The 14,035-nt window shown below is 54.7% G+C and carries 11 protein-coding genes; 7 read left to right on the forward strand and 4 right to left on the reverse strand.

What is annotated here, in order from left to right; genetic code table 11:
- Positions 1–109: 109 nt before the first annotated feature.
- Positions 110–1,378, reverse strand: coding sequence for an aspartate aminotransferase family protein (locus R6H26_RS17200; protein WP_404784064.1), 1,269 nt, complete (start codon positions 1,376–1,378; stop codon positions 110–112).
- Between the two features lie 500 nt (positions 1,379–1,878).
- Between R6H26_RS17200 and R6H26_RS17205 the strand changes: the two genes are divergently transcribed.
- From R6H26_RS17205 to rfbD, 3 genes are all read left to right on the forward strand, one after another.
- Positions 1,879–3,507, forward strand: a complete 1,629-nt coding sequence (locus R6H26_RS17205) for an NAD(P)H-quinone oxidoreductase subunit 4 (RefSeq protein WP_404784065.1) — start codon at positions 1,879–1,881, stop codon at positions 3,505–3,507.
- 71 nt (positions 3,508–3,578) lie between these two features.
- On the forward strand, positions 3,579–4,505 hold the full coding sequence (locus R6H26_RS17210; RefSeq protein ID WP_404784067.1) for an alpha/beta fold hydrolase: 927 nt from the start codon (positions 3,579–3,581) through the stop codon (positions 4,503–4,505).
- Positions 4,506–4,515: 10 nt separating this feature from the next.
- Positions 4,516–5,403, forward strand: coding sequence for a dTDP-4-dehydrorhamnose reductase (gene rfbD, locus R6H26_RS17215; protein WP_404784069.1), 888 nt, complete (start codon positions 4,516–4,518; stop codon positions 5,401–5,403).
- Between the two features lie 46 nt (positions 5,404–5,449).
- On the opposite strand, the gene R6H26_RS17220 is transcribed toward rfbD, so the two are convergent.
- Complete coding sequence (locus tag R6H26_RS17220) at positions 5,450–6,205, reverse strand: HEAT repeat domain-containing protein (protein ID WP_404784070.1); 756 nt, start codon at positions 6,203–6,205, stop codon at positions 5,450–5,452.
- Between the two features lie 226 nt (positions 6,206–6,431).
- On the opposite strand from R6H26_RS17220, the gene R6H26_RS17225 reads away from it, so the two are divergent.
- Both R6H26_RS17225 and R6H26_RS17230 read left to right on the forward strand, forming a co-directional pair.
- Positions 6,432–6,755 carry a thioredoxin family protein gene (locus R6H26_RS17225; RefSeq protein WP_404784072.1) on the forward strand — a complete coding sequence of 108 codons (324 nt, stop codon included), beginning with the start codon at positions 6,432–6,434 and terminating at the stop codon, positions 6,753–6,755.
- A 129-nt stretch (positions 6,756–6,884) separates the two neighbouring features.
- A protein-coding gene (locus tag R6H26_RS17230) for an IS1 family transposase (protein WP_404784074.1) occupies positions 6,885–7,594 on the forward strand; the annotation gives its coding sequence in 2 pieces (ribosomal slippage) (positions 6,885–7,182 and positions 7,182–7,594; 711 coding nt in all).
- Positions 7,595–7,609: 15 nt separating this feature from the next.
- Here the strand turns inward: R6H26_RS17230 and nrdR are convergent.
- Together nrdR and R6H26_RS17240 are read right to left on the reverse strand one after the other, a co-directional pair.
- Positions 7,610–8,173: a transcriptional regulator NrdR gene (gene nrdR, locus R6H26_RS17235; protein ID WP_404784075.1), complete on the reverse strand. Its 564-nt coding sequence runs from the start codon at positions 8,171–8,173 to the stop codon at positions 7,610–7,612.
- A gap of 123 nt (positions 8,174–8,296) precedes the next feature.
- Entirely contained in the window at positions 8,297–9,274 is a 978-nt protein-coding gene (locus R6H26_RS17240) for a stage II sporulation protein M (RefSeq protein ID WP_404784077.1), read from the reverse strand.
- Between the two features lie 221 nt (positions 9,275–9,495).
- Here R6H26_RS17240 and abc-f point away from each other — a divergent pair, with 221 nt between their 5' ends.
- Positions 9,496–11,220, forward strand: a complete 1,725-nt coding sequence (abc-f, locus tag R6H26_RS17245; RefSeq protein ID WP_404784079.1) for a ribosomal protection-like ABC-F family protein — start codon at positions 9,496–9,498, stop codon at positions 11,218–11,220.
- Between the two features lie 165 nt (positions 11,221–11,385).
- Positions 11,386–14,034, forward strand: a complete 2,649-nt coding sequence (locus R6H26_RS17250; protein WP_404784081.1) for a tetratricopeptide repeat protein — start codon at positions 11,386–11,388, stop codon at positions 14,032–14,034.
- The last annotated feature ends 1 nt before the right edge of the window (position 14,035 follow it).

Consider the following 14,035-nt stretch of genomic DNA (forward strand, 5'->3'; position numbering starts at 1 on the left):
GTGAATAATCTGAGATGAATGACCTGCGCAGCAAAGGAACGATTCGCGACTCGATAACCTAGAAAACAACAGCCGATCCGCTTGACCCGCGCCAGCAGCCCGCTCCGTTTTACAATCCCTTGACAAGATCTTGAAAGACGCGCCCCAGAATGGCGATCGCCTCCTCTACCTCTGCTGCACTCACGATCAACGGCGGGACAAACCGCACCACCTTCGGCCCTGCCGGAACGAGCAACAGTCCTTCGTCCATTGCAGCTTTAACGACTTCTGGAGCGGTAAGGGCCGCTTCAGCACTGATTTCCAAGCCATTGATGAGTCCCCACCCGCGAACTTCAGCAACGAGAGAGGGGTATTGATGGCCGATTGCCCTTAATCCCTCTCTCAACTGTTCGCCCCGCACCCTCGCGTTTGCGAGCAAATTGTCTTGGGTGAGGGTTTGACAGACCGCTAGGGCAGCAGCGCAGGCCAAGGGATTGCCGCCAAAGGTACTGGCGTGGTCGCCGGGAGTAAAGACGTTACAGGACGCCTTGCAAAGCATGGCCCCAATGGGAATACCGCCCGCCAAACCCTTAGCTGAGGTGAAAATATCCGGTTCGATTCCCAAGTTTTCGTAGCCCCACAGTCGACCGCTGCGGCCAATGCCGACTTGAACTTCATCCAGCAGCAGCAGAATGCCCTTTTCGTCGCAGAGCTGGCGGACTTTTTGGAAATACGCCGCATCTCCGGGACGCACGCCGCCTTCGCCTTGAAGCGGTTCCAGCAAAATGGCTGCAACTTGGCGCTCGGAAACGTCGAGCTGGGCGATCGCCGTTTCTAGCGCCGCAATGTTGTTGTAGGGAACGTAGTGAAACCCTGGCACGAGGGGCGAGAAGTTTTGCTGATATTTAGGCTGAGCGGTCGCGGTGACAGTGGCCAGGGTCCGACCGTGAAAGCTGGCGTTGGCCGTGATAATAACGGGATTGCAAATCCCTAAAACAGTATGGGCGTACTTCCGCGCTAACTTGATGGCCCCTTCGTTGGCTTCGGCTCCAGAGTTGCAGAAAAACGCGAAATCGGCGCAGGAGTTTTGCACGAGCCACTGGGCCAAGTCGCCCTGCTGGGGAATGTAGTACAGATTCGAGACGTGGTGGAGGGTTTGAATTTGGCGCGCGACGGCATCCACGAGGGCCGGATGGGCGTGACCTAAGGTGCAGGTAGCAATGCCCGCCACGAAGTCGAGGTAGCTATTGCCCTCCGTATCCCAAAGACGGCACCCCTCTCCCCGGGCGATCGCCAGCGGAAAGCGCCCGTAGGTGGGCATCACGCAGCGATCGAAATCAGCAGCATCAAAGGTCGAGGCGGATGCGGTTGCAGCAGGAGAGAGGGTTTCAAGACTCACGAGACGGTCCTCAATTGAAAGGATGGCAATATACTTCAATCGTATTACACGCGTAATACAATTCGCAAGATCGGCTTTGGCCGAGCGGAGTGTTTTTTCGAAAAACCTGAAGCGCGAAGAAGGCGATCGCCTTTACGGTTTGCAGAAAAACGATGGTACCCCGATTGTCTCGCATTCTTCCACATTTGGGCAGATTGAAATAGGGGAGGCAAACCTAACGCCCATCGCTGGGCCATACATGTTTATTTATGAAATGAAACAAAACCAGTGAAAAACTTTATATTTGTCCCTGTGCTTAACAATTCGTAATCAGGGTATATTAGGTAAATATTCCTAGAGAGGAGAGCTATGTTTCGCTCTACACGTCAGGATCTCTTGAGACTTCAGCGATTTTGGCAAGGGCAATCGTAGCTGCATCGATCGAAGACATCTGTTAACGATTGATACAAATGATTGAGTTTCGATAACTTTTAGACTTTCGCCCCATGGGGTTCTAAACAATGGTCGATCACTTTCCCTGGCTCACAACGCTGATTGCATTTCCGGCGATCGCAGCGCTCCTGATTCCCGCCATTCCAGACCGAGACGGCAAAACGCTTCGTTGGTACGCTCTGGCTGTCGGTCTGATAGATTTTTCCCTGACCGTCTGGGCCTTTTGGCAGCACTACGACTTTGCCACGCCCGGACTTCAATTAGTCGAACAGTACCCCTGGATACCGCAGCTAGGACTCAATTGGTCGGTTGCCATTGATGGCCTTTCGATGCCTCTGATCGTCCTGACGGGATTCATCAATACTTTAGCGATTTTTGCAGCCTGGAATGTGTCTCACAAGCCCAGGCTTTTTTATGGCCTCATGCTGTTGCTGTACAGCGCCCAGATTGGGGTTTTTGCAGCGCAGGATATGCTGTTGTTCTTTACGCTCTGGGAGCTGGAACTGGTTCCGGTTTACCTGCTCATCTCGATCTGGGGCGGCCCGCAGCGCGCTTACGCCGCCACCAAGTTCATCCTTTACACGGCCCTCGGCTCTATCTTTATTTTGGTCGTGGGTCTGGCCATGGCATTTTCAGGCGACGCGGTCTCCTTCGATATGGCGACCTTGGCTCAGAAGCACTACTCCCTCGCCTTTGAAATTGCGGGCTACATTGCCTTACTCATTGCTTTCGGGGTCAAGCTTCCCATTTTTCCCTTCCATACCTGGCTCCCGGATGCCCACGGCGAAGCGTCTGCTCCAGTTTCTATGGTGTTGGCTGGGGTGTTGCTTAAGATGGGCGGCTACGGACTCATCCGCATGAACGTCGAGATGTTTCCCAATGCCCACGTTTATTTAGCGCCTGCTTTAGCCGTGCTGGGCGTTGTCAATATTGTCTACGGAGCGCTAACGGCCTTCAGCCAAGGTAACTTGAAGCGCTGTCTGGCTTGCTCTTCAATTTCCCACATGGGGTTTGTGCTGATTGGGATTTCGGCCTTGACGGAAGTTGGCTTTAGCGGCGCAGTCCTCCAAATGCTCTCTCACGGGCTGATTGCGGCAGCGCTCTTCTTCTTGGCTGGGGTCACTTACGAGCGCACCCACACGCTGGTCATCGAAAAGATGGGTGGCATTGCCAAGGTCATGCCCAAAGCCTTTGCCCTGTTTACGGCCTGCACGATGGCCTCGCTCGCCCTACCTGGCATGAGCGGGTTCGTAAGCGAACTGACCGTTTTCTTGGGCGTGGCTAGCAGCCCCATCTACAGCGCGCCCTTTAAGGCGATCGTCACGCTTCTGGCAGCAGTGGGGCTGATTTTGACGCCTATCTACCTGCTGTCCATGCTGCGACGCGTATTTTACGGTCGATCTTCCATGCCGGAACAGGCGATCGCCCCGGCCATGGATGCCCAACCCCGCGAGATTTTCATTGCCGTCTGCACGATCGCACCCATCATCGCGATTGGGTTTTACCCCAAACTCGCGACCCAAACCTACGATGCAACCACCGTGGCCGTTGCATCGCAGCTCCAGGAATCCATTACGACGATCGCTCAGGTTCAGGGATGGACTGCCATTGCGAACGGTGCCGAGACAGCGCCAACTGCTTTTCTAGGGTCCTATCGTCCTCTAGTCTCTAGTACGACCGCGCCAGTCATTCCCTGATAGGCAGCTCAAGCATCATAATAAACAGGGAGTCTGTTTACGCCTCCCTGTTTTGTTGTACGACCTCTTTCATGACTGAGCTTGTGACTGTTTCAGAATCTACTCGAAATTCTTATCTCCATGCTGCTTTGCCCCGTCTCTCTTGGCAGTGGCGGGGCTTTGACCTTTGCTATACGGTACTTGGAGAAGGGCAGCCCCTGCTGCTCATTCACGGGTTTGGCGTTACCTACGCCCACTGGCGCAAAAACATTCCAGCGCTGGCAGAGCAGGGGTATCGAGTTTATGCCATCGATTTGTTGGGTTTTGGCGCTTCAGAAAAGCCCGCGCTGGATTATTCCCTCGAGTTATGGCAAGAAATGATTCGGGACTTTTGGCAAGCGCAGATCCAGCAGCCCATGGTGGTGGTCGGTAACTCGATCGGGGCGTTGCTCGGTCTCATGGTTTTAGCCCGGTACCCCGATATGGCCGTAGGCGGCATCTTACTCAACGTGGCAGGTGGGCTCAACCATCGCCCTGACGAGTTCAATTTGCCGCTGCGAATCATCATGGGCATTTTTGCAGGAGTGGTACAAAACCCCTGGATCGGACCTATCCTGTTCGATCGAGTCCGTCAAAAACGCAGAATTCGCAATACCTTGAAGCAAGTCTACGGCAATCCCGAGGCCATCACCGACGAGCTGGTGGAGATCATTTACGAGCCGACCTGCGACCCCAAGGCGCAGAAGGTTTTTGCCTCTATCTTAGGGGCACCCCCTGGCCCGCGCGTTGCAGAACTGCTCCCGTGCATTCAACAACCGTTACTGGTGCTGTGGGGAGAGGCAGATCCCTGGACGCCCATTCAAGGCAGTCAGGTCTTTCAGGAATGGGCAACGGACAGGAAGGAATCTAAGCTTCAGGTCGTGGCAATTCCCGATACGGGTCACTGTCCCCATGACGAGCGACCGGAAATTGTCAATCCTCTCATGATTGACTGGCTTAAAACCTTGGTGCGGCCCTAGAGTAGAACGAATGTACAAAATTGTCGTAGTGGGTGCCGACGGGCAGGTCGGTCGAGAGCTCCAGCACAGTCTTCGTCCCCTTGGCGAGCTGCATTTATTGAATCGTCATTGCCTCGATCTGAGTCAGCCAGACACTATTGCTGGCGTCTTAGGGCCGCTTCAGCCCCATATTATTGTCAATGCCGCAGCCTATACTGCCGTGGATAAGGCAGAATCCGAGCCGGACTTGGCCCGTACCATCAATGCAGTGGCCCCCGCGCAGCTTGCTAAAGTTGCCCGGTCTCTTGACGCGCAACTCATGCACATCTCGACAGACTACGTCTTCGACGGCACGAAAGGCTCCCCTTACTTGCCGAGCGATCCGACCCATCCTACGAGCGTCTACGGGCAATCGAAACGAGATGGCGAGCGGGAGATTCAGGCCAACTGCGATCGCCACTGGATTCTCCGTACCGCCTGGGTCTACGGCAGCTACGGCAAGAGCAACTTTGTCAAAACCATGCTGCGGCTGGGGGCAGAACGCGCTGAAGTGAAGGTGGTGGCCGATCAGATCGGATCGCCGACTTGGGCGAGCTCGATCGCAGAGACGATAGCCGCTCTGATTCGCACGCTGGAAGGTCAACCCGCGCCTTCGGGCATTTATCACTTCACCAATAGCGGCGTCGCGAGTTGGTACGACTTTGCGATCGCCATTTTTGAAGAAGCCCGCTGTCTGGGCATTCCCCTCAAAATCGAGCAGGTCTTACCGATCTCCACTGCCGACTATCCCACGCCCGCAAAGCGGCCCCATTATTCGGTGCTTTCGCTCCAGGATATTACGCCCGTTCTAGGCCAGCCGCCGCTCCATTGGCGGTCCGCACTTCGGCTGATGTTGAAGGAGTACCAAGCTTTGATGTAGCGCTGGCTGTCGTGCAACTCAAAATCTCGGGCATCTATAAACCGCCCTAAAGCAACCCTAACTCGATCTCCTCGATCGCCTGCAATCCGCTCGGATCGCCTAACTTCAGTAGGGCGCTTTTAGCATCTTCTTGGACGCCCAAATCTGGATCGGACAGCGCGTCAATTAAAGCAGCGATCGCCCCGCGATAGACCTCACCAACTGGAACCGCCTGACACAATTGACCGATCGACCACGCGCAGTTGCTCCGCACTGCCGGGAGCGGATCTCGTGCTAGCGCTTTCGCGACTGCCGGGATAGACTCCGCCGCCGTTTCGGCATCCACATCTGCCATTTGCCCCAGGGAGCTAGCGGCCCAAAGTCGCACCGCAGAAATATCGGTCTCGAGAGCTTCGACGAGCGGAGAGAGAGAACGGCGATCGCGACAGTTGCCTAAAGCCCACACCACGCCTTTGCGAACGTAGCCATTCCAGTCGCGATGGTATTGCTGAATTAAAGGCTCCACAGCATCGGTGCTGGGGTTGCGGCCTAACGCATAAGCCGCGCTCACGCGCACCAACGGGCAGCCATCGGCCAAGAGTTGAATGAGCTGCGGCGTTGCCCGTTCGTCCTGGAGCTCGCAAAACGCCCGTGCCGCTCTCATGCGCTGGGGCACCTCTGCTGAGGACAATAAGCCCAGCATTTCTTCTACATCGGGCTTGTCCGCCTCAGCCGCCGGATCGTCAATCGGAGCTAAGCGGTCTAGCGGACTTTCCAATACGGCGTCCGCATTGAGCAGGTTTAGGTCGTCGTCGTCATACATATCTGTAACTTTACAGCACTCTGCTGGCGGGTTTGACGCGACAGAGCAAATAAATTTCGATGCTTGATTCGAGCGTCTGCGATGGGTTGAAAGCCACGGGCTGACCTAGCACAACTGCGATCGCCTTTCAAAACTGCTTTGGCAAAAACAAAACTCGATCGCGGGGAATATTTGCGCTTTTGAGCTAAGGTCAGTTAGCGCAACGATCCGTACTGGAGAAATACACATGGGTACCACAGCTTTCATTCAAGACGAAGCCGAATTGGACGCGCTGTTGGCTGCGGAGGCTGTGTTAGTCATCGACTGTACGGCTACCTGGTGCGGACCTTGCAAGCTTGTCGCACCCTTGATGGATCGACTGGCGGAGGAATATGGCGATCGCGCCAAGGTGTTCAAGATCGATCTCGACGTCCACAAACCCGTCGCCAAACGCTTTGGAATCAGAAGCATCCCAGCCGTGCTGTACTTTAAGCAAGGCGAGCGGGTTGAAACCATCGTGGGGGTTAAATCTTACGAAGAGTTTAGCAGCGCCGTACAGCGGTCGCTGTAGGCGTTCTCAGAGTTTCGACCCATCAAGGTAAGGCGCCCCACTTTAACAGAACGCGAGTTTTTCAGGGTGTCGGTAGTCCCCCAAATGTAAGGATAAGATCATAAAGACCTCTTTAGCGCCTTACGATCAATGCCAAGTTGCCCAAGCTGCGAATCGACAAACGTTGTCAAAAACGGTTTTATCCATAACGGGAATCAAAATCACAAGTGCAAAACTTGCGGTCGCCAGTTCGTTGAGGCCCCTAAGCAAAAACTGATCTCTCAAGTGACCCAAGACCTCATCGATAAACTCTTACTCGAAAAGATACCGCTTGCCGGGATTGCGAGGGTTTGCGATGTTTCCGAAACATGGTTGCAGGACTATGTTAACTGCAAATATGAGTCGATTCCTCGACAGGTCAAAGTGTCCTCTAAAAAAAAGGGCCGTTGACCCTTCAGTGCGATGAAATGTGGTCGTTTGTCGGCGATAAAGGCAACAAACAATGGATTTGGCTTGCTCTGGATGTCGAGACCCGCGAAATTGTCGGGGTTCATGTCGGCGACCGCTCTGAACAAGGAGCGAGAGCGCTTTGGGCTTCGTTGCCTGGGATCTACCGTCAGTGTGCAGTGGCCTACACAGATTTTTGGAGTGCCTACGCCCTTGTGTTCCCTGATAAGCGTCACAAGGCTGTGGGCAAAGAGACAGGCAAAACGAGTTATATTGAGCGTTTCAACTGTACGATGCGCCAACGAGTCTCACGATTAGTGCGTAAAACCCTCTCTTTTTCTAAAAAACTGGAAAATCACATTGGAGCCATCTGGCTCTTTGTTCACCACGACAATGCATCCTTACTTGTTTAGGACTACCCAGGGTGTCTAGGGTTGAGAAGCCGAGGAAACCAAATTAGGTGCAGGCAGCTCGACCCGATCTGCGGCTGCAACGTCTGGAGATAGCTCGGGGCGATTTTGCGCCGAGTCAGCCGAAGTGCGATCGGTCTGCAAACTGTGCAGTTCTTCAACAAAGTCTCGAATCCCTTGAAACTGTCGGTATACCGAGGCAAATCGGACGTAGGCGACTTCGCTCAACTGCTTGAGAGATTGCAAGACCGCTTCGCCTACCTCCGTACTGGCGATCTCTCTAACGGAGCGCAGCTGCAGTTCTGCTTCGATGTCATCCACCAACGCTTCCAGCCGTAAGGCAGTCAGCCCCGTTTTCTCGCAGGCCGTGACAATGCCCCGCAAGAGCTTCGAGCGATCGAAGGACTCGCGCTGCCCGTCTCTTTTGATGATAGTAATGGGGACAAATTCAATGCGCTCGTAGGTTGTAAAGCGGCGGCTGCAACTCAAACATTCGCGGCGACGGCGAATACTATGCCCGGATTCGGCAGAGCGCGATTCTAAAACTCGGCTGTCGGTATGCTGACAAAAAGGACACTGCATAATTCATCCGCCAGAGAAAAAAGCCCAAGGGAACGACCTGGTAACGTTAGCAACCCGTAAAATGGAGTTCCTCCCCCTCCTTTCAAGCGTACCGCAACGCCGATAAAAACGGCCTCTCTTCGGCTATTGCGGCTTTGCGATTTCGGACAGAGTGGGGCGGTAGCTGAGGTAAAGCACTAAAAGAGCAAAGATGACCGTTCCAACCAAATATTTCAAAGAGGAGGGCACCACTGGAGAGGGCGAGAAAAATCCTTCGATAATTCCTGCCACAAACAGCATGGGCACAACCCCAAACATAAGCTGAATCGCCTTCCCTCCTAGAATCTTGAGCCGATCCACCCGTCGGTATTGACCGGGAAATACAATCGCCCGTGCTAACAGCAGGCCTGCCCCGCCGGACATGAAAATGGCAGGCAATTCCAGGGCTCCGTGGGGGAAGACAAAGGCCCAAAAGGGGTAGGCCAAGTGATACTTGCCCACGAGGGTGGCGATCGCCCCAATGTGCAAGCCGTTGTTCCACAACAAAAATAAGGTCCAGGTTCCTGCCAGCATGCCGCCCGCAAAGGCAGAGATGCAGACGCTGATGTTATTGCGCATGATGGCAGAGGAAGCCATTGGTTCGATGCCGACGATGGAACCCATCCAGAGTTCGCCTTTATTCTGCACCAGATCCAGGATATGGGACGGAACGACAATTGATAAGAATGCGGGGTCGCGCCAGCCATACCACCAGCCGATTAACGCGCCGATGAGGAACGCGATCGTGGAGATTACCGTGTAGGGAAAAGTTTCGCGCACCACAGCCGGGAACCCTCGCAGGTAAAACTCCAACACGTCGCGCCAGTTTTGACGGCGACCGCCCTGATAAATTTGGGTATAGCTGCGCATGGTGAGGTTGGCGAGCTGCTCGATCGCCACAGCCCCAACTTCATGGGTGCGGGCGCGGGAGAGGTCGGAGCTGACCTTGCGGTAGAGACTGCTGAGTTCTTGGACCTCAGCGGCAGACAACCGCTTCATGCCCTGCTTCTCAGCGCGATCGAGCAGCGCGATCAGCCGTTGCCAATTCGGCTCTTGGCGACTCAACCACTGTTTGACATCCATGACGCTCGGGTTCCTCAGGGCAGGTATCCATCGGGCATTGACGGTTCGGATCGACAGCAGTCGCGACCGCAAACGCCTTTTGCATTATCGTCGATCTGGCTGACCCAACGTCAACGACTTGAGGGCAGAGGGTTCTATAATGGTGAACTGTTTGGTTATCGATCGGGCGTTGGTATTGAGCTGCTGCCTAAAATTTTGTAAGCGACCGATTGGAGTCTCCCATGCTACGCCTGGAACGTGTCAGTAAGATTTATCCCACGGGGGAAGTGCTCAAGGATATTAATTGGGAAGTCAAAACGGGCGATCGCATCGGCCTAGTGGGGGTCAACGGTGCGGGGAAATCGACGCAGCTCAAAATTATTGCGGGCGAAATAGAACCGACGGCGGGGGAGGTGATTCGCCCCAGCAGCCTCAAGATTGCTTACCTGACGCAAGAGTTTGAGGTAGACCCCACCCGCACGGTGCGCGAGGAGTTTTGGACGGTCTTCCACGAGGCCAATGCGGTGCATCAGGCCCTCACGGAAGTGCACGGTAAAATGGAGACGGCAGATCCAGCGGCGCTGGATATCTTGATTGACAAGATGGATAAGCTTCAGCGCAAGTACGAGGCGCTGGATGGCTATGGCTTGGATTCCCAGATTGAAAAGATTTTGCCAGAGATGGGCTTTACCTCGGAAGATGGCGATCGCCTCGTCAGCGCCTTCAGCGGCGGTTGGCAAATGCGGATGAGTTTGGGCAAGATTTTACTGCAAACCCCAGACCTGCTGCTCCTGGACGAGCCGACCAACCACTTGGACCTAGAAACCATCGAGTGGCTGGAAAATTACCTGAGAGGGCTGACGACGCCGATGGTCGTGGTGTCCCACGACCGCGCCTTTTTGGATCGGCTCTGCAATCAGATCGTAGAAACAGAGCGGGGCGTTTCCACGACCTACCTGGGCAATTATTCGGCCTACCTGTTGCAAAAGGAAGAAATGCAGGTAGCTCAGATGAGCGCATTCGAGCGCCAGCAAAAAGAAATCGAGAAGCAGCAGACCTTTGTGGATCGGTTCCGGGCCAGCGCCACCCGCAGCACCCAGGCCAAAAGCCGCGAAAAACAGCTCGACAAAATCGAGCGAATTGAAGCGCCGACGGGCAGCGTGCGGAGCTTGCGGTTTCGGTTTCCCGACGCGCCCCGCAGCGGTCGGGAGACGGTAATTATCGAAAATTTGGTCAAAAGCTACGGCGACAAGATTTTGTTTTTGGATGCCAATTTGCTGATCGAGCGGGGCGATCGCATTGCCATCCTCGGGCCGAACGGGGCGGGTAAATCCACCCTCCTGCACATGATGGTGGGACTCGAGAAGCCCGACGAAGGCACCGTCAAGCTGGGCGAGCACAACGTCATCATGGGCTACTTCGAGCAAAACCAAGCCGAAGCCCTCGACCTCGACAAAACCGTCGTAGAAACCATCCACGATGAAGTCCCCAAGTGGTCGAACGAAGAAGTTCGGACCCTACTGGGTCGCTTCTTGTTTAGCGGCGACACGGCCTTCAAGCGGGTCGAATCCCTCAGTGGAGGCGAAAAAGCGCGGCTGGCCTTGGCAAAGATGCTGCTGCGCCCCGTCAACCTGCTGATCCTAGACGAGCCGACCAATCACTTAGATATCCCGGCCAAAGAAATGCTGGAAGAAGCATTGCAGAACTATGAAGGCAGCGCCATTATCGTTTCTCACGATCGCTTTTTTTTAGAGCAGGTTGCTAACAAGATCGTCGAGGTACGGGATGGGGAACTGCGGTTGTATCGGGGGGACTACCATTACTATTTAGAAAAGCTAGCAGAGGAAAAGGAGCAGGTGAAGCTCGGGAAATTGGCAGCCGCGAAGACGGCCAAAGAGGCTGAAAAACGCGCGAAGCAACAGGAAAAAGAGGCGGCAAAAAAGCAAAAGAAAAAGACGAAGGCTTAGTCTGGCTGACGGCAAATAAACGTAAAGAAGCGTCGAGCCGTTCGGAATAAATTTGGAAGACGAACTGCCATGGCATACAGTAGTTTTACTCCGATTGAAGTCAATCAAACCTTTTTTTGGCTCCTTTATCGGACAAAATGATTCCTAAAGAGAGTCTTTGGCCGAATGCTCGAACCAGACCCACGAGATATCACTGCATGGATGGACAGCGGATTGCTCCACCTTCGGCATTTTGAATATGCCGAAGCACTGAACTGCTTCCGCCAAGCGCTGATTCTAAATCCTAACTTGCCAGAAGGGTGGCTTCAGTACGGTTCCGTGTTAGAAAAGCTGGGCTGCTACGGTGCCGCGATCGCCGCCAATAACAACGCCCAACGGCTTTACTCTACCCCTGGATTGAGCTTGGAACCCCCCGACTCGGAACCTGGCGATGCCGTCTCTGCCGCTCTTTCCTTGCAGGAATCCAGCGCGGATTATTGGCTGCAGCGCGGCCACGCGCTCTGCGACGAAGGGAGTTTTGAAGAGGCGATCGTCAGCTACGATCGCGCCCTCGCCCTTCGGCCTGAAGACGCGCAAGCGTGGTTTGGGCGCGGCAACATGGCAGCAGCCTTGGGTTGCTTTGAAGATGCGATCGCCAGCTACGACCGGGTTGTGGAACTCCAGCCCTCGGACTATCAAGCCTGGAATAATCGGGGGTATTCGCTGCATCGGTTAGAGCGGTACGAAGCGGCGATCGCCAGCTACGATAATGCCATTGCTTCCAAGCCAGACTGTTACCCGGCCTGGAATAACCGCGGGTATGCCCTGTACCATCTGGGTCGTTATGAGGCGGCGATCGCCGAGTTCGACCGGGCGTTAGACCTGAATCCCAGCTATCCCGAAGCCTGGAACAATCGCGCCAACGCGCTCAACGCCCTGGGGCGCTTGGAAGAAGCGATCGCCAGTTACGATAGCGCGATCGCCCTCAAACCGGACTTTCTAGAGGCCCAGCAGAACCGCGATTTGGCCCAGCAAGCCTTACTCCAACCCAAAGCCACGATTCCCCACATCCCTCAAGCCGAACCGGCTATCCAACCCAGGACCTTAGAGGACTATCCCTTTGAAACATTTCCTGAAGAGCATCTAGAGATCTTACTCGCGCTATCGACCGCGTTTTGTCGGCAGAACGATTTCTCTGCTGCGGCACCCTTAATCCAGCAGGGTATCGAAAAACTAGAGCGCCTGCTGCAAAATTCAGATCTCGAACCCGGTCAATTCACTGCATTCGATGCCAAACAGGCTGGGTTTGAGCAGCTTCAGGTCGATTTGCTGGTACCGGACGACCCGGTACAGGCCCTAGAACTGGCCGAAGCGTGCAAAAACCGCGATCTCAATCGGGTCTTCAACTGGTCGTCCTTAACGCCGCAGATCGACTATCCCAAAATTCAATCGCGCTTGGGTCCCCGTACCGCAGCGATTTACTGGCATCTCAGCCCTGCCAACCTCAATGCTTTTATCCTGAGGCAAGACTGTCCGCTCCAGGTAGCGTCCTCCCTTCATCAAGGTCAGCGATTTGAAGCATGGATGCAGCAGTGGCAGCAAAATTACGAGCAATCCCGCATGCTGTCGCCAGAGACGGCTGCCGCGTCGCTCTGGCGACAAACCATGCCGCACAGCCTGGAACAGCTCTCTGCAATTCTCGAAATCGACCTGCTCGGTCGAACCTACCTTCAGGGCATCGATCGGGTCGTTCTCATTCCCCATCGGGCGCTCCATTTGCTGCCCCTCCACGCCCTCTTCCCCGAGAAGCTACAGGTAGCCTATCTCCCTTGCGCTCAATGGTTATACCTTCAACCGCGCGCTTTGGTGCCAATTCAGCGGTTGCTCAATATTGAGGCCTCCGATCCTGACATCGATGGCGCCAGCGGTCCCTCTATTGAAAATCTGTCAACTGCAACTACCATTTTACTGACCCGCTGCTACGGTCAGGTTAAATCGCTGACCCTCTCGGGTGCTGAAACGACTCAATCTAGGCTGGTGGCAGCATTAACGCTCATGTCCGACTGCCTCCACATTTCAGGACGCTGCCAATCTCCTCAAGATGCCGCACAGCCCGTGCTAGCGCTATCCGATTCCGAGATGCTGACCCAAGAACGACTTGCGGAATTGGATTTGAACGGCTATGCCGTGGTTTGCCTGCCGAATTGCGAGGCTAGAAAGCTGGATGGCCGGGGGATCGTTCGAGAGTTCGTTCCAACTGCCAGCGGTTTTCTTGCTGCCGGAGCGGGACACGTTATGAGTACCCTGTGGGTGGTGGACGAGCTACCCAGAACCATTCTGATGGTAGAGTTTCATCGATGGTTGAAGCAGTCATTTACACCCACGATGGCTCTTGCTAAAGCACAGCGGTGGCTCCGGACCGCAACCCCGGACGATTTAAGGAAGTGGTGCCAATCTAAATCAGCAATGCTCTCCCGCAGAGGCCTAGACGACGAGCTGTTGACCTGGCTCAGAGACAGTATTGCCCCCACCCACAACGGCAACGCAACTCCCTATCCTTTCGCTCATCCATTTTACTGGGCTGGCTTTACGGTAACGGGCCAATTTCCACTCCAGTCTCAACTTCCTCAGGACCATACTTTACACCTGCAAGCCTTTTTAGAGGCGATCGCCGCGCACCGAGAGCCCGCGCCTCACGTCGAGCGAGAACTACAGGCCGACCTCGAACGCGTCACCGATCGGATTCAGCAGATCGTCCAAAAGTATCCATCGCTTCAAAAAGATTACGATGCCGCGATCCAGAAGCGGCTTCGAGGCCGATCTAATAAAGTCTAAA

This window comes from Altericista sp. CCNU0014, from assembly GCF_044923475.1.
Taxonomy (GTDB): Bacteria; Cyanobacteriota; Cyanobacteriia; order Thermosynechococcales; family Thermosynechococcaceae; genus JAAURS01.

What these genes read in the sequence shown, in the direction of transcription:
- R6H26_RS17225 (WP_404784072.1), top strand. Translation starts at nt 6,432, where the DNA reads ATGGGTACCACAGCTTTCATTCAAGACGAAGCCGAATTGGACGCGCTG.
- rfbD (WP_404784069.1), top strand. Translation starts at nt 4,516, where the DNA reads ATGTACAAAATTGTCGTAGTGGGTGCCGACGGGCAGGTCGGTCGAGAG.
- R6H26_RS17240 (WP_404784077.1), bottom strand. Translation starts at nt 9,274, where the DNA reads ATGGATGTCAAACAGTGGTTGAGTCGCCAAGAGCCGAATTGGCAACGG.
- abc-f (WP_404784079.1), top strand. Translation starts at nt 9,496, where the DNA reads ATGCTACGCCTGGAACGTGTCAGTAAGATTTATCCCACGGGGGAAGTG.
- R6H26_RS17210 (WP_404784067.1), top strand. Translation starts at nt 3,579, where the DNA reads ATGACTGAGCTTGTGACTGTTTCAGAATCTACTCGAAATTCTTATCTC.
- R6H26_RS17205 (WP_404784065.1), top strand. Translation starts at nt 1,879, where the DNA reads ATGGTCGATCACTTTCCCTGGCTCACAACGCTGATTGCATTTCCGGCG.
- R6H26_RS17220 (WP_404784070.1), bottom strand. Translation starts at nt 6,205, where the DNA reads ATGTATGACGACGACGACCTAAACCTGCTCAATGCGGACGCCGTATTG.
- nrdR (WP_404784075.1), bottom strand. Translation starts at nt 8,173, where the DNA reads ATGCAGTGTCCTTTTTGTCAGCATACCGACAGCCGAGTTTTAGAATCG.
- R6H26_RS17250 (WP_404784081.1), top strand. Translation starts at nt 11,386, where the DNA reads ATGCTCGAACCAGACCCACGAGATATCACTGCATGGATGGACAGCGGA.